This is a genomic window from Chroococcidiopsis sp. [FACHB-1243], from assembly GCF_014696895.1.
Lineage (GTDB): Bacteria > Cyanobacteriota > Cyanobacteriia > Cyanobacteriales > Chroococcidiopsidaceae > Chroococcidiopsis.
Window position 1 is genome coordinate 100,884 of sequence record NZ_JACJQX010000004.1, and the last position, 25,038, is coordinate 125,921.

General features: G+C 44.8%; 28 protein-coding genes. 14 read left to right on the forward strand and 14 right to left on the reverse strand.

From position 1 onward, the window contains the following. Nucleotides 1-32 precede the first annotated feature (32 nt). From petA to H6G17_RS04280, 3 genes are all read right to left on the reverse strand, one after another. Entirely contained in the window at nt 33-1,034 is a 1,002-nt protein-coding gene (gene petA / locus H6G17_RS04270; protein ID WP_192154472.1) for a cytochrome f, read from the reverse strand. 206 nt (nt 1,035-1,240) lie between these two features. Further along, nucleotides 1,241-1,780 carry a cytochrome b6-f complex iron-sulfur subunit gene (petC, locus tag H6G17_RS04275; protein WP_192154474.1) on the reverse strand — a complete coding sequence of 180 codons (540 nt, stop codon included), beginning with the start codon at nt 1,778-1,780 and terminating at the stop codon, nt 1,241-1,243. Between the two features lie 70 nt (nt 1,781-1,850). Further along, a complete protein-coding gene (locus H6G17_RS04280) occupies nt 1,851-2,057 on the reverse strand; it encodes a hypothetical protein (RefSeq protein WP_192154476.1) in 207 nt (68 codons plus the stop codon). A gap of 98 nt (nt 2,058-2,155) precedes the next feature. Here H6G17_RS04280 and H6G17_RS04285 point away from each other — a divergent pair, with 98 nt between their 5' ends. After that, a complete protein-coding gene (locus H6G17_RS04285) occupies nt 2,156-2,464 on the forward strand; it encodes a DUF3067 family protein (RefSeq protein WP_015154093.1) in 309 nt (102 codons plus the stop codon). 184 nt (nt 2,465-2,648) lie between these two features. After that, entirely contained in the window at nt 2,649-3,164 is a 516-nt protein-coding gene (locus tag H6G17_RS04290) for a PPC domain-containing protein (protein ID WP_015154094.1), read from the forward strand. 91 nt (nt 3,165-3,255) lie between these two features. Here H6G17_RS04290 and H6G17_RS04295 read toward each other — a convergent pair whose 3' ends face one another. Both H6G17_RS04295 and thrC read right to left on the reverse strand, forming a co-directional pair. Beyond that, entirely contained in the window at nt 3,256-4,164 is a 909-nt protein-coding gene (locus H6G17_RS04295) for a YihY/virulence factor BrkB family protein (protein ID WP_192154478.1), read from the reverse strand. 154 nt (nt 4,165-4,318) lie between these two features. Beyond that, on the reverse strand, nt 4,319-5,413 hold the full coding sequence (gene thrC / locus H6G17_RS04300) for a threonine synthase (RefSeq protein WP_192154480.1): 1,095 nt from the start codon (nt 5,411-5,413) through the stop codon (nt 4,319-4,321). 240 nt (nt 5,414-5,653) lie between these two features. On the opposite strand from thrC, the gene H6G17_RS04305 reads away from it, so the two are divergent. Both H6G17_RS04305 and H6G17_RS04310 read left to right on the forward strand, forming a co-directional pair. Beyond that, nucleotides 5,654-5,908 carry a hypothetical protein gene (locus H6G17_RS04305; protein ID WP_199316491.1) on the forward strand — a complete coding sequence of 85 codons (255 nt, stop codon included), beginning with the start codon at nt 5,654-5,656 and terminating at the stop codon, nt 5,906-5,908. 293 nt (nt 5,909-6,201) lie between these two features. Continuing rightward, nucleotides 6,202-7,401 carry a homocysteine biosynthesis protein gene (locus tag H6G17_RS04310; protein ID WP_192154481.1) on the forward strand — a complete coding sequence of 400 codons (1,200 nt, stop codon included), beginning with the start codon at nt 6,202-6,204 and terminating at the stop codon, nt 7,399-7,401. A gap of 35 nt (nt 7,402-7,436) precedes the next feature. Here the strand turns inward: H6G17_RS04310 and H6G17_RS04315 are convergent, their stop codons facing one another. Both H6G17_RS04315 and pdxA read right to left on the reverse strand, forming a co-directional pair. Continuing rightward, a complete protein-coding gene (locus H6G17_RS04315; RefSeq protein ID WP_192154482.1) occupies nt 7,437-7,949 on the reverse strand; it encodes a hypothetical protein in 513 nt (170 codons plus the stop codon). 92 nt (nt 7,950-8,041) lie between these two features. After that, nucleotides 8,042-9,220 carry a 4-hydroxythreonine-4-phosphate dehydrogenase PdxA gene (gene pdxA, locus H6G17_RS04320; protein WP_192154484.1) on the reverse strand — a complete coding sequence of 393 codons (1,179 nt, stop codon included), beginning with the start codon at nt 9,218-9,220 and terminating at the stop codon, nt 8,042-8,044. Nucleotides 9,221-9,431: 211 nt separating this feature from the next. Here pdxA and H6G17_RS04325 point away from each other — a divergent pair, with 211 nt between their 5' ends. The 5 genes from H6G17_RS04325 (at nt 9,432) to H6G17_RS04345 (ending at nt 13,084) form a co-directional block, all read left to right on the forward strand. Further along, complete coding sequence (locus H6G17_RS04325; protein WP_015154101.1) at nt 9,432-9,542, forward strand: PetM family cytochrome b6-f complex subunit 7; 111 nt, start codon at nt 9,432-9,434, stop codon at nt 9,540-9,542. A 185-nt stretch (nt 9,543-9,727) separates the two neighbouring features. Beyond that, on the forward strand, nt 9,728-10,708 hold the full coding sequence (locus H6G17_RS04330) for an SDR family oxidoreductase (RefSeq protein WP_192154486.1): 981 nt from the start codon (nt 9,728-9,730) through the stop codon (nt 10,706-10,708). Between the two features lie 185 nt (nt 10,709-10,893). Next, a complete protein-coding gene (locus tag H6G17_RS04335) occupies nt 10,894-11,811 on the forward strand; it encodes an NAD(+) kinase (RefSeq protein WP_192154669.1) in 918 nt (305 codons plus the stop codon). 66 nt (nt 11,812-11,877) lie between these two features. Continuing rightward, nucleotides 11,878-12,561 (forward strand): response regulator transcription factor NblR, encoded by a 684-nt coding sequence (gene nblR, locus H6G17_RS04340; RefSeq protein WP_192154488.1) that lies wholly within the window; start codon nt 11,878-11,880, stop codon nt 12,559-12,561. A gap of 31 nt (nt 12,562-12,592) precedes the next feature. Then, the gene (locus tag H6G17_RS04345; protein ID WP_192154490.1) at nt 12,593-13,084 is read left to right on the forward strand and encodes a DUF192 domain-containing protein; all 492 of its coding nucleotides are present in this window, start codon (nt 12,593-12,595) and stop codon (nt 13,082-13,084) included. A 193-nt stretch (nt 13,085-13,277) separates the two neighbouring features. Here H6G17_RS04345 and H6G17_RS04350 read toward each other — a convergent pair whose 3' ends face one another. The 5 genes from H6G17_RS04350 to H6G17_RS04370 form a co-directional block, all read right to left on the reverse strand. Beyond that, nucleotides 13,278-13,856, reverse strand: coding sequence for a hypothetical protein (locus H6G17_RS04350; protein ID WP_192154492.1), 579 nt, complete (start codon nt 13,854-13,856; stop codon nt 13,278-13,280). 509 nt (nt 13,857-14,365) lie between these two features. Beyond that, a complete protein-coding gene (locus tag H6G17_RS04355) occupies nt 14,366-15,358 on the reverse strand; it encodes an RNA polymerase sigma factor, RpoD/SigA family (protein ID WP_192154494.1) in 993 nt (330 codons plus the stop codon). 531 nt (nt 15,359-15,889) lie between these two features. Beyond that, nucleotides 15,890-17,626, reverse strand: a complete 1,737-nt coding sequence (locus tag H6G17_RS04360; RefSeq protein WP_192154496.1) for an ATP-binding protein — start codon at nt 17,624-17,626, stop codon at nt 15,890-15,892. Nucleotides 17,627-17,743: 117 nt separating this feature from the next. Then, entirely contained in the window at nt 17,744-18,535 is a 792-nt protein-coding gene (locus tag H6G17_RS04365; protein WP_192154498.1) for a glutathione S-transferase family protein, read from the reverse strand. 169 nt (nt 18,536-18,704) lie between these two features. Continuing rightward, a complete protein-coding gene (locus tag H6G17_RS04370; protein ID WP_192154500.1) occupies nt 18,705-18,983 on the reverse strand; it encodes a GlsB/YeaQ/YmgE family stress response membrane protein in 279 nt (92 codons plus the stop codon). Nucleotides 18,984-19,691: 708 nt separating this feature from the next. On the opposite strand from H6G17_RS04370, the gene H6G17_RS33300 reads away from it, so the two are divergent. From H6G17_RS33300 to H6G17_RS04395, 5 genes are all read left to right on the forward strand, one after another. Next, nucleotides 19,692-20,366 carry a fasciclin domain-containing protein gene (locus H6G17_RS33300; RefSeq protein WP_192154671.1) on the forward strand — a complete coding sequence of 225 codons (675 nt, stop codon included), beginning with the start codon at nt 19,692-19,694 and terminating at the stop codon, nt 20,364-20,366. Nucleotides 20,367-20,623: 257 nt separating this feature from the next. Next, complete coding sequence (locus H6G17_RS04380; RefSeq protein WP_192154505.1) at nt 20,624-21,808, forward strand: tetratricopeptide repeat protein; 1,185 nt, start codon at nt 20,624-20,626, stop codon at nt 21,806-21,808. 171 nt (nt 21,809-21,979) lie between these two features. Next, nucleotides 21,980-22,549 (forward strand): HdeD family acid-resistance protein, encoded by a 570-nt coding sequence (locus H6G17_RS04385; RefSeq protein ID WP_192154507.1) that lies wholly within the window; start codon nt 21,980-21,982, stop codon nt 22,547-22,549. Nucleotides 22,550-22,597: 48 nt separating this feature from the next. Continuing rightward, nucleotides 22,598-22,939, forward strand: coding sequence for a hypothetical protein (locus H6G17_RS04390; protein WP_192154509.1), 342 nt, complete (start codon nt 22,598-22,600; stop codon nt 22,937-22,939). A gap of 7 nt (nt 22,940-22,946) precedes the next feature. Continuing rightward, entirely contained in the window at nt 22,947-23,516 is a 570-nt protein-coding gene (locus tag H6G17_RS04395; protein ID WP_192154511.1) for a hypothetical protein, read from the forward strand. A gap of 161 nt (nt 23,517-23,677) precedes the next feature. Here the strand turns inward: H6G17_RS04395 and H6G17_RS04400 are convergent, their stop codons facing one another. Both H6G17_RS04400 and H6G17_RS04405 read right to left on the reverse strand, forming a co-directional pair. Beyond that, the gene (locus H6G17_RS04400) at nt 23,678-24,559 is read right to left on the reverse strand and encodes a thermonuclease family protein (RefSeq protein ID WP_192154514.1); all 882 of its coding nucleotides are present in this window, start codon (nt 24,557-24,559) and stop codon (nt 23,678-23,680) included. 136 nt (nt 24,560-24,695) lie between these two features. Continuing rightward, nucleotides 24,696-24,989 carry a hypothetical protein gene (locus H6G17_RS04405; RefSeq protein ID WP_192154516.1) on the reverse strand — a complete coding sequence of 98 codons (294 nt, stop codon included), beginning with the start codon at nt 24,987-24,989 and terminating at the stop codon, nt 24,696-24,698. Between the last annotated feature and the right edge of the window lie 49 nt (nt 24,990-25,038).

Sequence of the window (25,038 nt, forward strand, 5' to 3'; positions counted from 1 at the left end):
AGTAATTCCGGCTCTGCCGGATGATACTTTACTTAAAAATTCATTTCAGCAGCTTGGACTTTTTCTACCTGCTTTTTCTTCAGCACGAGTAGAACTTGGCACAACATAATTGCTGCCAAGAATGCCAACAACCACTGTACTCTGGTAGAACTTTGTAGCACGATTTCTCCGTCATCTTGACCGAAGCCACCTACATTGGGGTTATCGGTCAAAGCATCACCAGCTGCAACTGTTTGTCCTTCAGAGACGATAAAAGCAGGTCCAGCCGGAACGGTATCAACTTTTGTCTCTCCAGATTCAGTCTGGATGCTAACTTCGTATTTAGCATTACCAAATTCATCTTCCACTTTAGCAATTTTGGAAATTGTGCCAGCAGCAGAAGCAGTATAAGCAGCGTTATTGCTCTTTTCACCAGTGGGGTAGACTTGACCGCGCCCTCTGTTACCACCGACGTGAACGGGGTATTTACCAAAATGAACGCTCTTGTCTTTAGCTGGGTCGGGCGAAAGGACTGGGAAGACAATTTCTTGATATTGTTCGCCAGGAAGGGGTCCGACGATGACCACATTTTCCTGGTCTTCGCTGTAGGGTTGGAAATAAAGATCGCCAACTTTTTCCTTCATTTCCTCAGAGATGCGTTCGGGAGGAGCAATTTTGAAACCTTCTGGTAACATCAAAACCGCACCAACCTGAAGCCCACCCTTAGAGCCATCGGCAACAACTTGTTGAACGTTAGTGTCGTAGGGAATTTTTACGACTGCCTCAAACACGCTATCGGGCAATACCGATTGCGGTATTTCTACTTCTGTTGGTTTTGCCGCTAGGTGGCAGTTAGCACAGACAATACGTCCGGTTGCTTCTCTAGGGCTTTCAGGATAAGATTGTTGCGCCCAGAAAGGATAGGCAGCAGCCGCTTGTGGCAGGGCAAAATCGCTAGAGAAGAAAAAGGCTACTGTAGCGATCGCCACCAGCACCATCTTGGCGATCGCTCTTGCACTGCAAAACCATCTTGCTCGGATCGAAACTCTTTTCATCGGCAGACAACTAATTAAAACTAGGAGTAAGGGGTAAAGTCAAAAGTCAAAAGTCAAAAGTCAAAAAATAGGAGACAGGAGACAGGAGACAGAAGTAATTTTTCTCCCTCAGCTCCCGAGCGCGACCTTGCGCTCCCCCAGCTCTCTTCTCCTCGACTCCCGACTCCCTAATCGTCAAGACTCATACGCTACAAATCGCGGCAGATCTAAGCCCACCAGGGTTCTTCCCCAGTGCGGAAGTCAGTTTCCGTCCAAGGCGTTAGTACTGCTTTGTCGTCTTGAACTGTGGTGTGAACCAGAGCCAGCGATAGGGGAGCGGGACCGCGCACGACTTTACCCGTATTATCGTATTGGGAGCCGTGACAAGGACACTTAAACTTGTTCTCTGCTGCGTTCCAAGGCACGACACAGCCCAAGTGGGTACACACGGCATTTAAGCCATATTCGCCGACCGCGCCTTTGCTTTCTACAATCAAGTAGGTGGGGTCGCCCTTCAGTCCTTGAACCAACGAGCGATCGCCTGGATTACGGTTGGCAGTAAACTGACTCACGCTCACGTCATTACCGAGTTCGTCTTTTGCCGTTACACCTCCACCTGCACTACCAGCAGCAGGCGGAATAAAGTACTTGACTACTGGGTACAATGCTCCTAGCGCCGTACCTGTGATTGTCCCAAAAGTCAATAAGTTCATGAATTGCCGTCGCCCCATTCCTGGGACATCCATTGATTCAGAAATCTGAGCCATAACTTTTCTTTTGCGCTTTTACCTTTGTTTACAACCCTCTTCACAGTGACCAGCGACCAGCGACCAGTTATCAGTTTTTAGGTTTTTCTGAGTGGGAGTCAGATTTTTCCACAATCCTAAGCGTAGTACGTTTGAGGCAAATTCTAAATTCCCCTCTGAAACTTTTGGCGATCGATCGCTGTAAAACTGGTAACTGTTCCGATGACTGCTCTGTAACCCACAAACATGATAGAATTCCTCTGCCAAGGATGTTGCCAGCCTTGATGAGAGCGAACATTACATTTCTTTATATTGGTATCATACCTGAGTAGCGTAGCTTTACCCTGTAACGAAATGTGAAGGCGACAGCAATATAGGCAATACATTTTAAGACTTATGACTGGAGAAGATTTACGCCAGCTGTTGCTGAACAAGTGGGGGCGCTCTTATGACGTGCAATTGCGGCGCACTCAGGGCAAGATTTTTCTACAGGTAATGTGGAAATATCTCGAACAAGCCTCGTTTCCGTTGTCAGAGGCTGAGTACAAAGCCCATTTAGACTCGATCGCGAGTTACTTAAACGAGTTTGGCGGGGTGGGACAGGTACGGACATATATTACTCAAACTCGCGATCGTCCTCGATTGGGTAAAGCTGTCAGCATTCCGCTCGATTTGGGCGAACGGGCTTCAGAGTGGCTGTTATGACTGAGAGTGGGGTGTTGGTAGTTGGTAATGGGTAATTGGTTGTGATTCTCCTCTGCTCCCCTACTCCTCTGCCCCTGCTCCCTTTCTTCACTGATAACTGATAACTGATAACTGACTCTTCACAAGATTCTAGAGGGCAACTATAATAGTCGGGTTTAGCTGTTCTGCTGAAATCTGGCGCTGCATGATCCTAAAGGCTGTTGTAGTTAGAGTAAGCCAAGTACTCATCCCTGCTACCTGCGTAGCGATCGCAATGGGAATGAGCGCCGTTGTTGCTGCCCAATGCAGCCAGTGCAAGCTTTATAATCCTATTGCCTTGCCTACCAGTAACCAAATCGACGATACTTTATCGGAAAAAGATATTCCTACGGGTCAGGGAGGATTTGCCCGCGATTACGTGATGGAATTTAAAGAGGGTGAAAGTGTGGCGATCGATCTCGCCTCTGAGAGTTTTGACGCAATCTTGACGCTACTTGCCGAAGATGGTTCTACAGTAGCAGAAAACGATGATGGTCCCGATGGCAGTAACAATGCTCTATTGTTCACGCGAATTGCCAAAACGGGGAGATACATTGTTCGCGTGCGAGCGTTTGGCGAAACTGGGGTCGGTAACTTTCGTCTCAAAGTGACGCGGCTGCAACCAGTATCGTCCGATCGGAGCAATCCACTTATACCAAAGTTACGTCAATTTCTGAAGTAACAGTTATCAGTGTAGAGACGTTACGTGTAACGTCTCTACAAAGTAGTCAGTTATAAGAAATTGGTAGTACTGTTAAAATGTAATTCCGAATCTAATTCTGAACTGAAGCCGATTTTTTAGCAACCTGGGAACGCGATCGCATTTGTTCTCCTACCGTTACGTTGAGTTGATCTCCTACTAATAATACTAGCCCGCTCATGTAGAGCCAGAGCATTAAAACAATGACTGCTCCAATTGCGCCGTAAGCTTGATTGTAATTTCCAAAATTAGCTACATAAAGTCGGAAACCGGCAGAAACCAACGCCCAAGAAACAGCAGCTAATACGGCTCCTGGCATCAGCGGCATTCCAGGGTTCCAAATACTCGGTCCATAGCGGTAGACAAAACCAAAAGCTGCTGCTACGGTCGCCAGGGCAATGGGCCAGCTTAAAAGTTGCCAAACAACTAATAAGAACCACAGTCGATTTTGACTTTTCAATACAAAAAAATCTAACAGCCAGTCGCTAATAAACACTAAAAAAGAAGCGACAACTAATAGTAAAATTGTTCCAATTGTCAATCCTAAAGAGATGAGTTTTGCTTTCCAAAATGGACGCATTTGTTCTGGGGGAATTTCATGAATGCGATCGAGTGCCGTCATTGCTGCGCTTAAAGCCCCAGAAGCAGCCCAAATTGCTACGATAAAACTAATCGAAAACAAACCTGTATTTCTCGTTTGAGTAATTTGTTTGGAGAAATCTCGAATTAGTACCATCGCCTCATCTGGTGCGACTTGACTCAATTGATTTGCTAATTCCTTAAAGGTAGATTGCAGAGATTCTTCAAATAAACCAATCGCGGTAATGACAGCAAGAATCGCTGGAAACAAAGACAGCATCGCATTATAAGCAATTTCTGATGAAAGTCCAAACAGACGACGTTGCCCAACGCGAGCCACTGTTTTTGTCAAAGTCTTCCAGTTGAGATAGCGGAAGAAGCGGAAAAAACGAGTTGATAGCATCTAATGTAGTCTTGGCAGCTACGATTCACTCCACCATCTGCCAAAACTGATAGATCCGTCTAGCGACGGAAGATAGATTTACTATTGGTAATTGGTAATTGGTAATTGGTAGTTGGTAGTTGTTGGTTGACAGTTTACTGATAACTCTTAACTGTTAAAATCCCATGACCTTTGCTACCGATTCCAGCGTCGGCTCAATTCCTTGCTTAAAGCTATTTTGACTGTGGTTGATGGCTGTATCTGGGTCTTTCAAGCCGTTTCCGGTTAAAACGCAAACAACGGTTGCACCACTAGGAACTCGATCTTTCACCTTGAACAATCCAGCGACAGAAGCAGCGCTGGCGGGTTCGCAGAAAATGCCTTCTTCGGCAGCGAGAAAACGGTATGCGTCTAAAATTTCGGCATCGCTGACAGCATTGAATTCTCCCGCACTAGCTGTTTGTACCGCGATCGCTTTTTGCCAGCTGGCGGGGTTGCCAATGCGGATAGCTGTAGCAATTGTCTCAGGGTGAGTTACGGCTTGTCCCGTGACTAAAGGAGCAGCGCCAGTTGCTTGAAATCCCATCATTTTAGGTAAGCGATCGCACTTCCCTAGACTATGATATTGACAAAATCCCATCCAATATGCAGTGATGTTCCCTGCGTTGCCTACGGGAATGCACAACCAGTCGGGGGCGTTGCCTAAATTGTCAACAATCTCAAATGCTGCGGTTTTCTGCCCTTCTAAACGATAGGGATTGACCGAATTCACCAAATTCACTGGATAAGTCTCTGCCATCTCGCGCACAATTTCTAGGGCGCGATCGAAGTTACCTTTGATTGCTAGTATTTCTGCTCCATACAGCAAAGCTTGTGCTAGTTTTCCTAGAGCGACGTAGCCATCGGGGATTAAAACGAAAGCTCGCATTCCACCACGCCGCGCGTAAGCTGCTGCTGATGCTGAGGTATTGCCCGTACTGGCACAAATGACAGCTTTGGCTCCGGCTTCTTTTGCCTTGGAGATTGCCATCGTCATGCCTCGGTCTTTGAAGCTACCCGTGGGGTTCAATCCATCATACTTAACGAGTACGCGCACCTGTCTGCCAATTTGAGCCGCGATCGCAGGGGCGGGAATTAAGGGGGTGTTTCCCTCTAATAAAGTTACAACTGGAGTCTGGTCGGTAACAGGCAAATATTGCCGATATGTTTCTATCAGTCCAGACCACATTTGGCAATTTGATGATGTATGAGCAGACAGGCTTAGAGTCACGGTTCGGAATGCAACAGATTTAGAGTGCAAAGAAGGTAGTTTTTAGAACCAAAAAGCTATCCTGCACAAGGCAGAGGTAAAGCTTCTTACCTCTAGTCTACCCTGACGGTAGCTGCTTCACATCATCGACTGCCAATTGCCAGTTCTAAAACCGCCACAGTTTAATTTTGTGGTCGCCCCCAGATCGGTATAGAATATTGAAATCGGTGTGAGTAGGCAAATATAACTACTGAGTTTCAGATGTCAACCAGTCCATCAAGTGTAACCCGCGCTCAAGTAACAATTGGCTCTTATCAGGCTGCGATCGAAAGCTCGGATGCATCGACTCACAGCACCCAAGCAAGAGAGATAAAAAAACCACCTTATCAGCAAGAGCGGCTGGTCGAGTTTCTCCAGCTCAAGGCAGAAATTGAGTCGCTGTTGGAACATTTACAAAGTATGAAGCAGCAGAACTTGGAATTGTCAGAAGAGTTAGCAGTTACAGAACGCCTGTAGTTTCAAACCTGTAGTTTCAAGATTGCGTATTTGCCATTTGGCGAACGGACGAGAAATCACTATTTCTCGTTCTTTCGTCATATACGTGCTTGTTCAGTATGCTGTTAGGGTAATTTGCGTTAGATTCATAGAAAAGGTGGATGTGGTTGAACGAAGTTCCTCCGCTCATATTATTGCTAGGTAGCGCGATCGTTTTTTCTGGCGTAGTCTTGATAAATCTAAAGATGTAAGAGTTCTTAGTTGTTGATTGTTAGTTAACTGTTCACTGGTAACAGGTCACTGGTCACTGTCAAATGCGATCGCTTGCTGAAATTAATGATAAAATTAGCCGCAAACATGCTGTTGTCTTAACGGTAGAAGAATTAAAAGCACGGGTGGTAGAGGTAGGCATTACCCAAACAGCCAAAGAAGTTGATGTCGTCACCACTGGCACATTTGAGCCAATGGAGTCTTCTGGAGCAATCATCAATCTGGGGCATACCGATCCACCAATTAAAATTCGGCGCTGCTGGTTGGATGGCGTACCAGCTTACTCTGGTTTCGGGGCGGTGGATTTGTATTTAGGCGCAACGCAGGCAGCTGAAGCCGCAGACGGGGAAGAATCTCGCCTGAGTGTCAGTGAACCTAAAACGCAGATAGTTAAAGGTGGCGGACACGTTATTGCTGACTTAATTGCTGGTAAAACAGTCCAGTTGCGTGCTGTAGGACAGGTAACGGATTGCTACCCCAGAGCTAACTTTGAAACAACAATTAGCCGCGAGACGATCAATCAGTTTTATTTATTTAATCCCCGCAATCTCTATCAAAATTTTATCGTTGGAGTCAATGGTGGCGATCGCCCCTTGTTTACCTATCTCGGTCCTTTGCAACCTCGCTTAGGCAATGCGGTTTATTCCAACCCTGGCGCTATTTCCCCTTTATTCAACGACCCAGACTTGCAGATGATTGGCATCGGTACACGCATATTTTTAGGTGGCGGTGTTGGTTACATCGCCTGGGAAGGGACGCAGCATTTTCCCCTCCAAAAACGCTTACCAAATCAAACCCCCATCGGTCCCGCCGCCACTTTAGCTCTGATCGGCGATGCCAAGCAAATGAATCCTCAATGGGTGCGCGGTTGTTATTTCAAAAGCTACGGTCCTTCTTTGATGTTGGGTGTGGGCGTACCTCTACCAGTTTTAACTGAAGCAGTCGTCGCCAACTGTACTGTGCAAGACAAAGATCTGGTTGCACCGATTGTAGACTTTTCCATCCCCCGCCGCGTGCGTCCAACTTTTGGGCTAGTTAGCTACGCTCAACTCAAATCTGGACGGATGGCGATCGATGGTAAGTCTGTCAGAGTTGCTCCCTTGGCAAGCATAGCCTTATCGCGGCAAGTTGCCAGGGAGCTGAAACAATGGATTGAGGCTGGAACATTTACCCTCACCGAACCAGTTGCACCGATTCCTAAAGAGCGTTCCTTCCTCCCTCAAGATCGGTGGACGGAGTTTTAGTAGGGGGATTTAGCAAATCGCCAAATTTCAAAGTGCTATGCCGTTAGTACAAAATCGACATCATTTGTACCGTTGGTTTCCGACTGTCCCGATTTAATTTGTTTGCCATTGACTTCAATCGCAAAAGGCGTGTTCGCTAATTCGAGATTGTAGTCAGTTTTCTGAGCAGTGTATCCCACACTGGCAATCATGTCACGACCTTGACCCGTGTAGATAAAAGCCAGCATTTGATTTTTTTGCTGTTTGTTATCGTAAGCCCAAATCACCATGTATTGCTTACCCTGATAATCAAATACTTTTGGCGGGCGATTAGGCGTGTAACGACCAGGAGTACCAAAACTTTTATCGAGAAATGCTTGAACGGAACTGGGTTCTACAGTCGCGTAAGCCACTTCCTCAGCCGAGGTTGCCTCAGCATCACCTTGGTTGGCATCTACGACTTCTTCTTGACCGCGATTCTTGAAATAGTCAACCGCTACTTTAGTGCCAATTGCGCCAACAGCAGCGACTCCAGCGCCGATTAGTAGGTTACGAAGTTGATTGCTCATGATTTCTTTGATAATCTACTGCGATCGCGATAAATACTATCAGACTGTTGGTAAATTACAAAACCGTGGCATCTATCTTAGGATGTATCTTACTAATTTGTAATTGGTAATTGGTAGTTGGTAGTTGGTGTGGCGCTGTTTCTAGTGTGGACTAATTCCGTAGCAAGTTGAATTGCGGCTTTCATGCTAGTTGCATCAGCAATACCTTTGCCAGCAATATCAAAAGCCGTGCCGTGATCGGGAGAAGTGCGGATGAAGGGAAGACCAATGGAAGTATTAACAGCGCGATCGAACGCCATCAGCTTAACTGGTATGAGTCCTTGGTCGTGATAAAGTGCCAAGTACGCATCAGCAGGATGGTAATTGGTAATTGGTAGTTGCTCCTCTGCCCCTCTGCCCCTAGTCTCCCTTGCTCCCTGCTCCCTGCTCCCTACTCCCTTCCCATACCACGCCATCCCTGGCTTAACCCACATAGTATCGGGTGGTAGCAAGCCTTCTAATTGAAGATAGGGGCGATTTTGACGTTCTGCTTCCAGCCAAGAATTTAACCAGTCAACTTCTTCTCGTCCCAGTTGTCCCTGCTCGCCACTGTGGGGGTTTAAACCCGCGATCGCAATTCTTGGTTGTTCTACGCCAAAATCCCGTTGCAAGCATTCCACTAGCAGATCTAGCTTGCGAGTCAATAATTGTGGTGTGAGTACCTCTGAGACTTGGCGCAAGGGGATATGAGTGGTTGCCAGGAGAGCGCGCAGCGTCCAGCCAGTATGAGGCGATCGCGCGACGAATAACATCCCAAATCGTTCGACTCCAGCTTTTTCAGCAAGTAATTCTGTTTGCCCTGGATAATCGTATCCTGCGGCTTTCCATGCTGACTTGGCAATCGGTGCTGTCACGATACCGTGAAAATCTCCTACCACAGTTCGGGCGATCGCGGTTTCTAAATAAGCAAAACTCATCGCTCCGCTAGCCGCATTATCCGTACCCTGCTTGACTGCGCCTACCATTTCCCTCACAGTTTCCACCTCAAGAATTTCTAATCGATCTGGGTGGATATAACTATCTAAGGGAGAATAAGGACTTTGACGTAATCGAGCGTGAGTATCTAGCAGAACTTGCTTGTTACCAACTACCGTAACTTGGCAAGCTGCCCATAATTGTCGGTCTGCCAAGGCTTTCAAAATTACCTCCGCACCAATTCCCGCCGGATCTCCCATGGCAATTGCAATACGGGGGCGATCGCTTGTTTTGTAGGTTGTCGTTGAGATATCCATACTAGCGGTGCATTGTCATTTGTGAGTGGTCAGCAGCTAGTGATTAGCAGCTAATAGGCTAGCATCTGAATTCTTCATCTAGTTACTAGTCACTAGCCACTGAGAGCTGATAACTGATGAGTGTCCAAGCCGAGCGCGAAATTGTTTTAAAATACTTTACACTAGGCTCACTGTAATCTTGAGCAAGCAACACGTTAGGAGAATTGTCGCCATGAGCGAAATGTTTACTGCTGCTATCTTATCCTTCAGCTTAATCTTCGTCGGTATAGCTCTAGGTTATCTCCTACTCAAGATTCAAGGAGATGAAGAAGAAGCTCTGTAGTCGGGAGTTGGGAGTCGGGAGTCGGGAGTCGGAGGACAAGAAAGACAAGTAGACAAGTGACAACTTACCAACTCTCGCCTCTCACCACTTCTTTTCACGACTCACTAATTTTCGTAACCTTTCTTAATAAACCGATTTTTGTTACCATTCTTTTAATAAAGCTTAAGAATCGTTACTAATCCCTCATGAATATCTTGATTGTCGGTGCTACTGGCACCTTGGGAAGACAGGTAGCTCGTCGTGCTCTCGATGAGGGGTATAAGGTGCGCTGTCTCGTCCGCAGTCAAAAAAAAGCTACCTTTTTAAAAGAATGGGGTGCTGAACTGGTCTCTGGCAGCCTCAGTCAACCGGACACTCTACCAGCCGCTCTGGAAGGGATGGATGTGGTGATTGACGCTGCTACAGCAAGAGCAACAGATAGCTTGAGTATCAAGCAGATAGACTGGGACGGTAAGGTAGCGCTGATTCAGGCAGCAAAAGCTGCTGGTGTCGATCGCTACATTTTCTTCTCTATTTTAGAAGCAGAGAAATATCCCCAAGTGCCTCTGATGGAAATCAAGCGCTGTACGGAGCTATTTTTGAGTGAAGCGGGGATGAATTATACTATCCTGCGGCTTTGTGGCTTCATGCAAGGCTTGATCGGTCAGTACGCAATTCCGATTTTAGAGGGACAAGCAATTTGGGTGACGGGTGAATCTTCTCCCGTTGCCTATATGGACACCCAAGACATTGCCAGATTTGCCGTTCGCGCTCTCTCCGTACCAGCAACAGAAAAACAAACTTTTCCTGTAGTTGGTTCCCGCGCCTGGAGTGCAGAAGAGATAACGAGTTTGTGCGAGCGATTGACTGGAAAACCAGCCAAAGTGTCTCGTTTGCCAGTCAACTTTTTGCGTACTATGCGGCACGTCACGCGGTTCTTCCAATGGGGATGGAATGTTGCAGATCGTTTAGCATTTGCTGAAGTACTTGCAACTGGCGTACCCCTGACAGCTCCTATGGATGAAGTCTATCAGACCTTTGGGTTAGACCCCCAGGAGACGACGACTTTAGAAAGCTACTTGCAAGAATACTTCGGACGGATGCTGAAAAAACTCAAGGAATTGGAATACGAAAAAAACAAAACTAAGAAAAAAACAGCCAAAATCCCCGTTAAAAAGAGTAACTAGTACCATTTGGTCATCAGTCATCTGTCATAGCTCATGAGTGTTAAACAATTGACGAATGACAAATGACGTAGGGCGTAGACACCCGAAGGGTGGCTTCTCGAAGAATAGCCCTTCCCGAAGGGTATGACAAGTAACGAAAAAATGTGCAACGATCTAGCTAAAGTGCTGCAACCTTGACTACAAACGTGCCGAAAGCAGGCATTATTTATAACGACGTTAAACCCATAGCACAGCGGGTTGCTATTGAGCTGAGTGATAAACTCATCGCTGCTGGCTGGGATGTTTGTATGACAACTGGCGTGGGAGGAATGTTAGGGTATTCTAATCCCGAAAGTCCTGTCTGTCACACCCCTATTGAAGGACTGACACCACCTGGTTTTGATTCTGAGATGAAGTTGGCGTTCGTGCTGGGTGGAGATGGTACGGTGCTTGCGGCAGCGCGTTTGGTCGCTCCGAGTGGCATTCCCATGCTGTCTCTCAATACGGGTCACATGGGATTTTTAACCGAAGCTTACTTGAATCAATTGCCCCAAGCATTGGAAAAAGTTTTAGCAGGCGAGTACGAAGTTGAAGAACGAGCCATGCTAGTCGTAAAAGTTTTGCGTGGCGAAGGCGTACTATGGGAAGCTCTATGCTTAAACGAAATGGTGCTACACCGAGAACCATTGACGTGTATGTGCCATTTTGAAATCGCTGTAGGTCGTCATGCGCCAGTCGATATCGCAGCTGACGGAGTCATCGTCTCTACGCCAACTGGTTCGACCGCCTATTCGCTGAGTGCCGGAGGTCCCGTTGTCACCCCAGGAGTACCAGTACTGCAACTCGTACCCATTTGTCCTCATTCTCTGGCTTCGCGAGCACTAGTGTTTCCCGATAGCGAACCCGTGACAGTCTATCCCGCTGGCGCGACGCGGTTAGTTATGGTGGTAGATGGCAATGGCGGCTGCTATGTCTTTCCAGAAGACAAAGTATACTTGGAACGATCGCCCTACTTGGCTAAGTTCATTCGCCTGCAACCACCAGAGTTTTTCCGCATCTTACGAGAAAAATTGGGCTGGGGTCTGCCTCACATTGCTAAACCAACTTCGGTAGAATTACCTTAAATGGTTAATGGTTAATAGTTAATGGTTAATTGCCGACGGCAATTAACCATTAACCAATGACAAACTATGAACGAACATCGCCCCTGTGTATTAGCAATCGTGCCAGATGAAAGCTTGGCGGCGCAGTTAAATTTAGATCTGCGGGAATCTGGCTATGAACCAGTTGTAGTTCACGACGCTGCAACGGGAATCGATCGCAGCCGCGATCGCCATCCAGATTTAATTGCGATCGATCGAATGCTAGGGGTAGAATCGGGGTTGACAGTCTGTACTAGTTTGAGAAAGATGGGTACGCACGTACCAATACTAGTATTAATGGCGCGAGATACGGTTGACGATCGCGTTGCTTGTTTGGAAGCAGGAGCAGATGATTACTTTCTCAAACCCTACCGCACAGAAGATTTTTTACGGCTCGTTCGACTCTATTTGCATCCCGATCCGGCTGGTACAGAACAGTTGAGATTTGGAGATTTAGTTTTGGATCTGGCAACTCGTCGCGCCTTGCGCCACGGGCGTGCTATTGATTTAACTATGAAAGAATTTGAACTGCTTAAGTATCTCATCGAACATCCTAGAGAAATCTTAACTCGCGAGCAAATTCTAGAAAATGTTTGGGGTTACGATTTTATGGGCGAATCTAATGTGATTGAAGTTTACATTCGCTACTTGCGTCTCAAGCTCGAAGATGAAGGACAAAAGCGATTAATTCAAACCGTGCGCGGTGTGGGATACGTGTTGCGAGAAGCTTAATGAGAAGTCGTAAGTCGTAAGTAACTGATATATGAGTCAATGGCTGGGAATAGTAGTAAGTTTTCTGTTGCTAGGATGTACGCCGATAATCGCCACAGAACCAATGCATGTAGTTCAAGCGCCAGCAAAAGAGGTGAGAGGGCAGAACTTACCAATTTTAGCTTATGCCACGATCGCGGGGCGAAAGTTTGAGTTAGAAGTTGCTAAAACGCCCCAACAACAGCAGATCGGGTTAATGTATCGTACTAGTTTGGCAGATAACCGAGGGATGTTGTTTGTCTTTGAGTCGCCGCAACCAACTCGATTTTGGATGAAGAATACGCTAATTCCCCTCGATATGATTTTTTTACGGGAAGGACGAGTCATAGAGATCGCGGCTGATGTTCCTCCGTGTAAAACAACGACTTGTCCAACCTACGGCACTGATACCGAAATCGACAAAGTTCTCGAACTCCGCAGTGGAATGACGGCTCAAATTGGCTTGAAAGTCGGCGATCGCGTTGAAATTCAGTATCTCAATTGAGCATAACTCAAACTATGCCAACGCTGGCTTTGCTGTTAAGAGCAACCACAGACAAGCTAGAACTAAAATAAGAATTCCACTAACTAAGCGCAAAAGCAGTTTTGCAGCTATTTTTGTGTTAGGCGATCGCATGGCAAAATTCAGTTATTTAAACACATTCGAGCTTAAGTATAAATTCAATTCAGAAGCGAATTTATTGTCGATCGTTGTGCTGGCAAGCAGTAAGAATGCGGCGATCGTTGTCAGTAATATTTTGTAATTGATAATAGTTTTGCAACCCCACTGCATAGGGAGATGATATTTGACTATAATCATCTTCTATTTGTGAATTACCTACCGCAGCTACTTGTGCCGCATCAGCTTCAGAATTAGCATCTGCGGCAACTGTTACAGATAGTCGATCTGATTTTAGAGAACCTTCAAAACAGCTAAACTCTGACTGTGGTAAATACAATGCTCCAGTCACTTTACCCTGTCGCATTTCAAAGATCATATACTCTTGCCCAAGCTGATTTGTTCGGGGTGATTGACCGTATAAATATATTCCGTCTGCTGTTGGTAGCTTTCCTTTGGGATTGACGACGCTATCTTGTTTAGCAATTTTAACCGGAGTGGCTGTCACTCTTGAAGCGAGGGGATCGAGCTGGCGATCGCTACTGGTAGCTGCTGTAGGATCGAACGCCATAAACGTTACTGAAGCAGATAGCACAAATTTTAGCTGCCCGAGTTTATGATTGAAGCGATCGCAAATATAACAAATAGAATTCTTCACTGTGCCTCCTTTAAGGGGCTTCTATATATAATATTGGCAGCAGCTATTAAAGAAAATATAGATAATTACTAACCGTCACTGGTTCTTTCAAAAGTCTGAAATTTCTTTCCTGCTAGGTATAACTAGCAAACAAGGGAATTCAATTCAAAACCTTTGCCAGTATGAGTTTGACTTACGTTTCTACTTTCTTCATGCAGACAAAAATGCCTCCTGAATCCGGGAGGCGTTCTTGCTATGTGTCGAATATTTGGTTGTAACGTCAAGGTTATACCAGCACGTACAACCTTGACATTAGATGAATACTGTTAACTATACTAGCGCCACCTAAATAGATTGTAATCTAAATTACAAACAAAAGCACTAGTATGTGGAGACAGAGATAGGGGCGGGTTTAGTCAATCAATCAACCACCAAAGCCGTCAATTTTTGCTCAAAACCCGCCCGTACAGAAGTCAAAAGTCAGCAGGCTAAATTTAGTAAAGGCGCAGTATATCCCGCCTCTACTAAATTTAGCTGGCGATGTATTCTTGCACGTTGGCACGACGACGACGCAGGTGCGCTAAAGCTTGATGTTCGAGTTGTCTAACTCGTTCGCGGGAGAGATTGAGTCTTTCTCCAACTTTAGCTAAAGAAAGTTCATTGCCATCCTGCAAGCCAAAGCGTAGATTCAACACTTCTCGCTGTTGTGGAGTTAACTCTGACAGCAGGGTATCCAAGTCTTGACGCAAAGATTCCTGAGTCATGTAGTTTTCCGGCGATATGCCGTCATCTTCCAGTAAGTCTTGCAACTCTGTATCTTGGTTGTCGCCGACCCGGACATCCAATGAAACTGGTTGACGGGCAAGGTTAAGATACTCCCGAATCTGGGCTGGTTCTAACTCCAGTGCTTCGGCAATCTCAACCGCATTCGGGCTGCGTCCTAAAGTTTGTGCTAGTTCGCGCTGCACTTTCTTAATCTTGTTGAGTTTTTCGGTGATATGGATGGGCAAACGAATCGTCCGTGCTTGTTGGGCAATGGCGCGAGTAATCGCTTGACGAATCCACCAGTAGGCGTAAGTGGAGAACTTGTAACCGCGAATGGGATCGAATTTTTCGACTCCGCGTTCCAGTCCCATTGTTCCTTCTTGGATCAAGTCCAAGAATTCCATGTTACGCTTCTGGTACTTTTTGGCGATCGCGACAACTAACCGCAGGTTAGCTTCAATCATCTTTTGCTTAGCCCGCTGTCCCTTACGCATGAGGTCGTTGAGTTCGGCTTCTGACGTGTTGACTTTAGCCGTCCATTCTTCCATAGTTGGTTCGCGGCGTAGCTTCTTGACTAAAGCTTCCTTAGTATCCAGCAGCGCCATCATTTGCTGTACCTGTTTGCCGTAGACAATCTCTTGTTCCCTAGTCAGCAATGGCACACGCCCGATCTCGCGCAGATAGGTACGTACCATATCAGCCGTGAATCTGGTATTGTTATTTTCGGTGGTGGTTGTGGTGGTGTTTTCGGTGGGCATTTGTGCGTTGTCTACTCCGTAAACAAAACGAATGCTTAATGGTTGGACGGCTGCAAGAAGTAATCAGTTATCCCTACCTGGAGGTTATCCGAGTAGATTGGGATTAACATCTGACGGAAGATGTAGAGACGTGGATTGATTTTAGAAAGTTTCTCCTACCGCCGAGATCGATCAGTTCAGAATTGATAAGTGGTTAGCAAACCCTTAGTCTCTATCTGGGCTTGGCTCCATTTGCCTATCTCTGCTAGTAACTTAAAGTCAGTATGAGTTTACTCTTACTCTCATCTTAGAATAGATTCCAGGTTACGTAAAGCCTTATTTGGGGCTTACACTAGAACCATTTCGGCAATCTCGTGCAGTGTTTTGCTTATCCACTTCGACCAAAAGCATTTTTATTGGGTATGTTATATATGATGACATCACTCCCCCTGTCGTAGGTTCCGGATATCCGAACTGCAACAGATGAAGTTTTGGTGTAGATTCCGAATACATTTTTTTTCGTAGAGACTTTGCAGGTAACGTCTCTACAAATTAAAAACCTAGATCGGCTTTCGCTAGTTCGGCGGCAGCGAAAACCTCATCATCAGGCTTTTCTTCCCAAGCAACATCGCCAATTTCCATATAAAATTTCTCGTCATAGGGACGGGTACGCACTACAACAGGCATGGGGACAGCGTGACCGATAATGAGAGCTTGTTGCTTAGAATCAAGTTTAGCCAAAACCGATCGCAAGCTTTGCCCTCCAGAAACCCCCGTGAAGATGGCATCGATGTCTTTTTCGTCGTTGAGTAAAGCTGTGATCCGCGTACCGATCTGAGACATCACCTCATTATCAATTCCAGAGGGGCGCTGGTCAACCACTAACAGCGTAACGAAGTACTTACGCATCTCTCTGGCGATGATCCCAAAAATAGTTTGGCGGACGGTGGCAGAGTCGAGAAAGCGATGTGCCTCTTCGATTGTAATCACTAATTGCCGGGGGCGATCGCAAGGATTTTTGGTCTGCAAAAATTTCTCGGCTTGGTGGACGTAATGCTGGTGAATCCGGCGTGAGATCAAATTTGTTGCCAGCATGTACGACAGCATATTCGATTGCGCACCAAACTCGATCACAACATGTTTGCCAGCCGTTAAGGAATCTAAAATTTGTTTAATATAATTTTGCGGGCAGACGGGGCGCATATATTTCATGTCTTCTAGGCGGTTCAGCTTACGCTGTAACGCCATAATTGACGATTTGTTACCCCGCTTTTCTTCGCAGAAAAACTGAATTTCCTCGTTTGTCATGCTTAAGAGTTGGCTAATCCAAGCATTACCAAACTCGTTACGTAAAATAATTGCATTTTCTAAACTGGCTTCAGACAGATTTAATTCTTCTCGCACCAGCATCAAATCTTCAACTTCAATTTGGTCGTAGCTGAGGTAAAGTTCTTGGGCATCCCGCACACCTCGCCGCCTAGTAGATGCGGGGTCAAGCGTGTAGATTTGTACTTGTCCTGGGAATAGCTGTCTTAAGCCTTTAACGGTGCTAAATTGCTTGCCTTCGCGCACTGCTTCCCAGCCATATTCCGAGTGCATATCGAAGATCAAATTGACTGCTGCTTGCTTGCGAATGATGCCACACAGCAGCAAACGGGTGAGAAATGATTTTCCTGTCCCGGACTTACCAAATACACCGTTGCTGCGCTCTACAAAGCGGTCTAAATCGATGCAGATGGGAACATCCATATCTAACGGTTGACCGATGGCAAAATTGCGGCGGTGGGGGTCATCTTCCCAGCCAAAGACAGCGCGGAAATCTCGTTCGCTAGCATCGTACACTTGGCTGAAGTGGCGGGGAATTGTTTTGACTGGCATCAGTTCGATATTGCTGCTACTTTGCGGCTGATAAGATGCCAATCCATTTTGCCCGTTCGAGTCGTTTTTTCTCCCTTGTAGAGATACGCCGTTGCTTGTCTCTACATACTCTTCGGGAGTAAACATCAGCATGGGAGCAAGTTCGAGCGTCCCATACGTCCCACTACCAGCTAACACTTCCCGCAAAAAATCATCGTCGGGATGGGGGGGATTGGCAACAATTCTGTTACTAGAAGTACCGAGCGATACATCTGTCAGCATACAGAAAAAACGCGATCGCGCCCCTTCAACAACTAGAAATTTTCCTACCCGCATGTCTTCCACCGAGACATCTGGATGGAGTCTTACTTCTAAGCCTTGACTGAGAGAACCTTGGATAACGGAACCCAAGGGTGGTTGCGCCGAATTCATAGTATTAATGACGGCAAAATTTGCAATTTCCCTTGGCTTATCTTATGTCGAATTTTCGATCGTGGCTACAAAATCTTTGTCGATCGTTTTTTGCCAGACAAAAAACGATCGACAAAACTAATCAATACTAATCGAAGTGGGTGCTGAGGGTGCAGTGTTGTAGCTGAAGGTAGATTTGCGGTATTGAGCGTAGAGGCGATCGCGCCAAGTGAAAAATGGTTCGTATACAATGCTGTCAGCTAATCCTGGGATACCTTTTCCTTTTACGGCTGGCGGGAGGTCGAGGTAAGGTCCATCAGGGAATTTAATCAGCATGGACAAGCCTGCAACGGCTAAATCGGCTAAGCAAGGTTCGTCACCCAGCAAGTAGGGACGTTCTACCAGCAACAAACACAGTGCTTCTAGGTCTTGTTTCAAGTCTCTCATGGCAGATTTAACGCTATCGGGACCAGAACCCACGCCAATTCCCAAAACTTTCAGCACTTCACTAGGCATGAATTCGACTAGACTTTTGACAATATCAGGAGTTGTTTCTGGTAGGAGAGATTTACGGAAACCTTGGTCTTGGCTAATTGCACCAAATAGAGCTTGACGGCTTTTAATTCCAATCGATGAGTCTGCCCATTCCTCCATTATTAGGCATAATGCTCGTTGAACTGGATCGCTAGGGAATAGGGGTCTATCTGGATATTGGAGATCGAGATACTTAGCAATTTCGGTAGAATCGGCTACAAATTTACTGCCATCTTTCAGTACTGGGACTTGTCGCTGTCCCGACATGCGGAATAGCTCTACCTGTCCTATACCTGGCGTGATTTCAACTTTACGGTACTCTAATCCTTTGTAATCTAGAATTAGACGCACCTTTTCTGAGTACTGCGATAGCTCGAATTGATACAGTTCTATCATTTGCCTACTCCTTGAAACAGTTATCAGTTATCGGCGACCAGTTACCAGGAGAATTTTACTATTCACTACTCCTCACTCTCCACTCACCCACAAAATAATCCTTCCCCAGCAGAGATTTTGGGGAAGGAAAGTTTAGGTATTTCAAAACTCACAACTTCTTATCGAGTTTTTACGCAGTTCGACGAGTTACCAAGCCCCAAATGAACAGTAAGATAATTGCACCAAGAACGGCAAAAATGATGCTAGGTATGGTTAATGCACCAACTCCAGCCGCCGCACCCGCAGTACCTGGGAAGATGACAGATCCTAGCCAGCCTCCTACTAATGCACCTAGAATCCCGAGAATAATTGTTGCTAGGATACCACCACCCTGATGACCGGGATAGATGGCTTTAGCGATCGCTCCCGCTATCAGCCCTAAAACAATCCAAGCAATGATGTTCCACATATCATTAACTCCTGTTTCTACTCATCCATCATTTATTCAAGTGCAATCTATCACTTTCAAACTTGTAATTCCCTCTACCTCAGGTAATAACCTAAAGAAATATGAACGCAACAATTAAACTATATAAACTTTTGAGTCTGCATTAATATCTTCACTTTTAAGAAATCTAAATCAATCTGTCAAGTGTAATGATTAAAAATGAAACGAAACACATTAGATTTTAATATTTTGAAATTATTCCTTTGGAATAATAGTATACCTTTTGATATAGTCCCGATTATTCTAGCGATTTTCTAGAAAATGGTAGCGATCGCGAGTGACAAATCGGCGAAATCGGTATTTTTGTTGTAATAAATCGATTCAATCTAGCTTTATATAAGTGACACTCATGCACGAACGTAATTGAACGAATGCAATGCAAGCTCGAATATCTTTTTTCCACTTTTTATTAGAGGTACACTAGCGAGCTGACTCAAAATGCCTGTTAATAGCAAAGTCTCTATAACAAGCCGTTCTTAAAAATCTCCGCTGACCAAAGCCTTTCGCAGAGTGGCTGTTTGTACAGTTTGTCAAAAAGATCGGAGAATGTTATAAAACTTAAGATTCTCGGAACACGACAAAGAAACGATAGTCTAACAATTCTTGGAGCAATAGAGGAACGCAACAGTGAGAAAAATTCCAAGTCACAATATTAGTCACAATAGCTTAATGTGCAATAAGCCGCTCAAGCTACTAGCAAGCCTGATAGGAGTTGTAGGAGCTAGTATCCTCATCGGACTTCCTGTGGAAGCGCAACAGTCGAGTGGAGGAGCAACTAATCCCAGACCTAGTATTTTCAACGAACCCCCTTACAACCGTCGTACTGGTACGCCACCCACAACACCGACTACACCACCATCGGAAACTCAGCCACCAGAAACAGCGCCTAGTCCTGTGACTCCTGCACCAGGAGCCACTGAGCCTTCAACGGAGAACGTAGTGGCTCTAGCCGCCGCTAACGACTCCTTTAAAACCTTGACAGCTGCTCTCAAAGCAGCAGGTTTGACAGAAACTCTTTCTGGACAGGGACCATTCACTGTGTTTGCGCCGACAGATGCAGCTTTTGCTCAATTACCTCAAGATGCCTTGCAAGAGCTGTTGAAACCTGAAAATAAAGATATTCTGGTCAAAATCTTGACCTACCACGTAGTACCCGGTAATGTCACATCTAGCGACTTAAAATCTGGGGAAGTCAAGACAGTAGAAGGGGGTGCTGTAAACGTACAAGCCGATCCCAGCAAGGGTGTGTCTGTAAACGATGCTAGTGTAGTGCAACCCGATATTAAAGCGAGTAATGGTGTCATCCACGCGATTGATAAAGTGATGCTACCTCCTGACTTATAAGAAGTCAAAAGTTAAAAGTCAAAAGTCAAAATGGGAAAGCATTAAACTGATGGCTTCTGGTTGCTCTTTTCTTTTGAGTCAACCGAGTAACAACTGATAAGATAATCTTGTAATTCCGTTCAATTTCAAATTGAACGGAATTTTATTACCATTTATTATTTATGGCGATCGCACTTAATTTATAGACAATCTCTAGTTAAGAAAATTGAGATCGTAGATGGACGCGATCGATAAAAATGACAAATGACAAATGACAAATGACAACCAGCCTTTGTATTATTGTTAAAAATGAAGAAATAGCGCTGCCTCAGTGTCTCAATAGTGTTAAAGATTTTGTAGAGGAAATAGTTGTTTTAGATACTGGATCTAGCGATCGCACGGTAGAAGTAGCTCGGCAATTTGGGGCGAAAATATATCATTTTAACTGGTGTAATGATTTTAGTGCAGCGCGAAATGAGGCACTTAAGTACGTGACTGGCGACTGGATTTTAGTGCTAGACGCAGATGAGATTTTAGTACCAGAAATTATACCGAACTTGCAACAGGCAATGGACGGCGATCGCTTCTTGGTAATTAATTTACTAAGGCAAGAAGTTGGTGCGGTACAATCACCCTACTCTTTGGTCTCGCGTTTGTTTCGCCGCCATCAAGATATCTATTTTGCGCGTCCCTATCACGCCATGATTGATGATAGCGTTACGGAAATTCTTCGTCGCGAACCCCATTGGCAAATTGCCAACTTAGATAAGGTTGCGATCTTACACTATGGATATCAACAACAGCAAATTGCACAAAAAGATAAGTTTGTTCAAGCTGAGAAGATCATGTCAGGCTTTTTGGCTAGTCATCCTGACGATCCTTATGTTTGTAGTAAATTGGGAGCTTTATACGTACAAACAGGAAAAGTTGTGTCAGGAATTGAATTATTAGAACGAGGACTGAAATCTGCGGCAAACAATGAGGAAATTTTGTACGAACTACACTATCATTTAGGACTTGCTTATAGCTACGAGCGCCAAATATCGCTAGCCATTACATCGTATCAAACAGCAGTTCAGCTAAATGTTTCTTCTTTTTTAAAAATTGGTGCTTATAATAATTTAGGGAACTTATGGCAAAAAATAGGAAACTTACCTCAAGCCAAGTCTAATTATTTGAAAATCTTACAAATCGACCCTAATTTTGCTTTAGGTTACTACAATTTAGGTATTACTTTAAAGGCAATGGGACAATTTGTAGAAGCGATAGCAGCTTACGAACGCGCCATTCAACTCAATCCTGAATATGCCCAAGCTTATCAGAATTTAGGAGTCGTATTGCTGAAACTAGGGCAGGTAAGAGAAAGTTTAGCAGCATTTCAACAGGCGATCGCACTTTACGAATCGAGCAATCCTGCTGTGGCGAGGCAATTGTCCCAAAACTTGCAGGAAATGGGATTTTAGTCAATAGTGAGTCGTGGTAAGAGAAGAAGTCGTAAGTCGTAAGCCAAAAACGAGAGCGCCTGACTCACCGAGCGCTGTCAATCAACAAATGATAACTCTACCCTAAGATCCTACCCAAGTACTAGAGAAATTATCTAGCGTGATTGTATTGTTCCAGTACGGAAAATTGAGATGACAACAGATATTTCTTCTAACAGTAACAAAGGTATCGATCGCTCTCTGCTCGTCGGCATACTACTCACTATTTTCGGAGTTATTGCGATCGCTTTACCTGCTGTCTCGACCATATTTTTTGAAACTTGGGTAGCTCTGATTTTAATTAGCTCTGGAGCTGCTAAGCTATTTTATGCGTTTCAGACTCGCAATGATGGGGGTTTTGCTTGGAAGCTTGTATTGAGCATTCTGTATATTGCTACAGGCATCATGCTGTTTGTTTATCCCTTAACAGGTGTATTAACGCTGACTTTGCTGCTAGGTAGTTTCCTGCTTGCGGAAGGTGTATTTGAAACAATTCTGGCTTTCCGTTTGCGTCCGCAACAGAATTGGACTTGGGTACTCGGTGACGGTATTATCACCTTAATCTTAGGTGGGATGATTTGGTTTCAGTATCCCTTCAATGCACCGTGGATAATTGGTACTTTAGTTGGTGCTAGCATTTTGTTTACAGGAATTTCGCGGGTAATGCTTTCGTTAAGCGGACGTTCGAGCTTAGACAAAACTAACCAACCAACTTCAGCATAAATTGTTGCATTTTCAAGAGTGTCGTCCGCACTACAAAAGCTGAGGCTGATGAAACTTCTAATTTCTTCTCGCAGAGCAGCTGCTATCTTAATCCTTATTGCAGCTGCTATTTTTTCTGGCTGTAATAACCAATCTGGTGAGTTAACGAATAATACTCAAAGCTCACCAAATAATACGAATACTGCACCTACATCTACTCCATTAGCTCGAAAGGATACAGCACAACAAACAAGTTGTGCTGATGGTAATCCAATCAAAGGAATTGATAGCAAAAGATTAGGAAAAATTGCTCTCACTCCTCAATCTCCGGTATACAATAAGGTCGAGCCGTTAAGGTGTTTTCCTAACACATCAGCAGCACGAGAAGCAGGTTATACAGTTCCCAAATAGATGATATATGCTAAACAGTTTGGAACTGCGTTGGTTTATTTCAGGAGAGTTACCTTTAGAGGTTTCTTCTTGGTTTGAGCGAGATAAATTAGGCGGACAATTGCAAGCAATAGAAGCAAGAGAAGACGTATATCTCTACGTACCTGAATGCGAATATATGGGATTAAAATTGCGCCAGGGACGTTTGGAAATTAAGTGGCGACAAGCAGAATTAGAGAGTTTGCGTTTTGAACGGGTGGAGGGTAAGTTAGAAAAATGGGGCAAATGGTTGTGTGAAGATCCAACCACTGAAAGTTTTCAACCAAAGCATGTATTGCGCCAAAAATCTTGGGTGAGAATCGGCAAAGTGCGATCGCAACGTCTGTATGACGGTTGTGCCTTAGAACTCACTCAGTTAACTATCCAAAATAATGCCTGGTGGAGTCTAGCTTTAGAAACCTTTGGCACAGAACCACAGAAAATGGATAAACTACAAAGTATATTCGAGTTGATAGGTACAACTTATATTGGATCGCAATTACAAGTTCAAAACTCTTATGCTTATCCTAAATGGATAGAAATAGCAATGACGCATTAGATAAATAAAGTTAAAAGTCAAAAGTTAAAAGTCAAAAGTCAAAAGTTAAAATTGAGGAGACAGTTAATGGTTATCGATCGCTGCTCGCGTACTCCCTTGCATCACTGACAACGTTTAGAGACGTTACACGTAACGTCTTTACACTGATAATTGATAATCGGTTACGTCTTTTCTACGAAAGTAATATCTAATAAATCTTCTTGAAACGCGATTTGACTGTTATATTGTTCGATCAGGCTACTAAAAGAAACTTGAGTCCGATCGCGAATAATGACAGCATCATTTTCATTGCGCGATCGCTGGAGAGAAACACCTTCTAGCCAATCGGCAAGATTACCGCTATAACCGTCAGCGACAGCTTTAAGATAATCCGTACAGCGCCGAAATAACTTTGGTAGAATTAATTGACCGTTGGGAGGAGTAATAGAATCGAAGTCTACTAATCTGAAAATACTAGTACTATCTGCTGCCCATACTCCTAAATCTTTTTCCCGCGCTGCTAAAGCTGCTTCCCGCAAGACTTGACGATGCGATCGCGGTGTAGAAGTATAAACAGTATAATAAGCTCTGCCCTCAGCCATCATTAGAAAGTTAAGAGTTTGGCGCAAAAGTTCTGGTTCAACTTGCGTCCAGTCCCCATTTTCTAGCTGTGCGGCATTCTTGCCGATTAGTGCATAAGATATAGGTCGTCCGTTGACATCAGCAGCCTGAGTTAAAATTACCCCAGATATAGTATCGGGATCGGCAGATTGGACGCGATCGCCTTGAAATTTGATTTTGGCAAAACCCATCTTTTTCAGGAGGAAATCGCGGGTTTCGTCCCCTAGAGGTTGGGCATACCTGCCATAATGTACTTCCGGAGCATCTATACCTTCAAATCGCAATTGAACGCTGCGATCGCGAGAAGGTTTAATTCGATAGTTGCGCTGGAGTTCTTGATATAAATCTAGATCGTCAGCAATGAAGCGTACAGAATCTCCATCTGGTTCTTTGTCTACTATGACAAATTTACCTTTGATAGTTAGATAAAAAGGTGATGCCATGCAGACTATCCTCCATATGAATACTGCTAGCCAATTAGTGTCTCAGACTAGCAGCAATAGATTATGGATAGATTATCAATAGCTTATTTTTGGTAATTCTATTGAGTTTTGCCAGAGCGAGAATTCTCTTGTCTACCTATTTAGAATTATCTGGAAACTCACCCATCCACAGCATTGCCTCAGAACTACTAGCATCTTTAGCAACAGCAGGACGGATTCTTTCGTGCAGTTCGGGATACTTCTCTGCCAATTGGGTTTCATTCAAATTTGCATCCAACACCGTGCCATCTTGGGAAAAAACGGAGTAGTTTAATCCTTGAGAACCAGAAATAATTTTGACGGTGCGATCGCGCAATTCTAGCTGGATAATTATTTGCCGATTCTCTGCCCGTGCTGTAGTAGAAAGCACGCTAATGATGAGGAGAGCCATAGTTATAAATGAGACTGGGCGCATCATCTCGTCTCCAAAAAAAAATTCT

Bases quoted from the DNA above. Each gene is read 5' to 3' on its own strand.
- petA (WP_192154472.1), bottom strand. From the start codon at position 1,034: ATGAAAAGAGTTTCGATCCGAGCAAGATGGTTTTGCAGTGCAAGAGCG.
- petC (WP_192154474.1), bottom strand. From the start codon at position 1,780: ATGGCTCAGATTTCTGAATCAATGGATGTCCCAGGAATGGGGCGACGG.
- H6G17_RS04280 (WP_192154476.1), bottom strand. From the start codon at position 2,057: ATGTTCGCTCTCATCAAGGCTGGCAACATCCTTGGCAGAGGAATTCTA.
- H6G17_RS04285 (WP_015154093.1), top strand. From the start codon at position 2,156: ATGACTGGAGAAGATTTACGCCAGCTGTTGCTGAACAAGTGGGGGCGC.
- H6G17_RS04290 (WP_015154094.1), top strand. From the start codon at position 2,649: ATGATCCTAAAGGCTGTTGTAGTTAGAGTAAGCCAAGTACTCATCCCT.
- H6G17_RS04295 (WP_192154478.1), bottom strand. From the start codon at position 4,164: ATGCTATCAACTCGTTTTTTCCGCTTCTTCCGCTATCTCAACTGGAAG.
- H6G17_RS04305 (WP_199316491.1), top strand. From the start codon at position 5,654: ATGTCAACCAGTCCATCAAGTGTAACCCGCGCTCAAGTAACAATTGGC.
- H6G17_RS04310 (WP_192154481.1), top strand. From the start codon at position 6,202: ATGCGATCGCTTGCTGAAATTAATGATAAAATTAGCCGCAAACATGCT.
- H6G17_RS04315 (WP_192154482.1), bottom strand. From the start codon at position 7,949: ATGAGCAATCAACTTCGTAACCTACTAATCGGCGCTGGAGTCGCTGCT.
- pdxA (WP_192154484.1), bottom strand. From the start codon at position 9,220: ATGGATATCTCAACGACAACCTACAAAACAAGCGATCGCCCCCGTATT.
- H6G17_RS04325 (WP_015154101.1), top strand. From the start codon at position 9,432: ATGAGCGAAATGTTTACTGCTGCTATCTTATCCTTCAGCTTAATCTTC.
- H6G17_RS04330 (WP_192154486.1), top strand. From the start codon at position 9,728: ATGAATATCTTGATTGTCGGTGCTACTGGCACCTTGGGAAGACAGGTA.
- nblR (WP_192154488.1), top strand. From the start codon at position 11,878: ATGAACGAACATCGCCCCTGTGTATTAGCAATCGTGCCAGATGAAAGC.
- H6G17_RS04345 (WP_192154490.1), top strand. From the start codon at position 12,593: ATGAGTCAATGGCTGGGAATAGTAGTAAGTTTTCTGTTGCTAGGATGT.
- H6G17_RS04355 (WP_192154494.1), bottom strand. From the start codon at position 15,358: ATGCCCACCGAAAACACCACCACAACCACCACCGAAAATAACAATACC.
- H6G17_RS04360 (WP_192154496.1), bottom strand. From the start codon at position 17,626: ATGAATTCGGCGCAACCACCCTTGGGTTCCGTTATCCAAGGTTCTCTC.
- H6G17_RS04365 (WP_192154498.1), bottom strand. From the start codon at position 18,535: ATGATAGAACTGTATCAATTCGAGCTATCGCAGTACTCAGAAAAGGTG.
- H6G17_RS04370 (WP_192154500.1), bottom strand. From the start codon at position 18,983: ATGTGGAACATCATTGCTTGGATTGTTTTAGGGCTGATAGCGGGAGCG.
- H6G17_RS33300 (WP_192154671.1), top strand. From the start codon at position 19,692: ATGTGCAATAAGCCGCTCAAGCTACTAGCAAGCCTGATAGGAGTTGTA.
- H6G17_RS04380 (WP_192154505.1), top strand. From the start codon at position 20,624: ATGACAACCAGCCTTTGTATTATTGTTAAAAATGAAGAAATAGCGCTG.
- H6G17_RS04385 (WP_192154507.1), top strand. From the start codon at position 21,980: ATGACAACAGATATTTCTTCTAACAGTAACAAAGGTATCGATCGCTCT.
- H6G17_RS04390 (WP_192154509.1), top strand. From the start codon at position 22,598: ATGAAACTTCTAATTTCTTCTCGCAGAGCAGCTGCTATCTTAATCCTT.
- H6G17_RS04395 (WP_192154511.1), top strand. From the start codon at position 22,947: ATGCTAAACAGTTTGGAACTGCGTTGGTTTATTTCAGGAGAGTTACCT.
- H6G17_RS04400 (WP_192154514.1), bottom strand. From the start codon at position 24,559: ATGGCATCACCTTTTTATCTAACTATCAAAGGTAAATTTGTCATAGTA.
- H6G17_RS04405 (WP_192154516.1), bottom strand. From the start codon at position 24,989: ATGGCTCTCCTCATCATTAGCGTGCTTTCTACTACAGCACGGGCAGAG.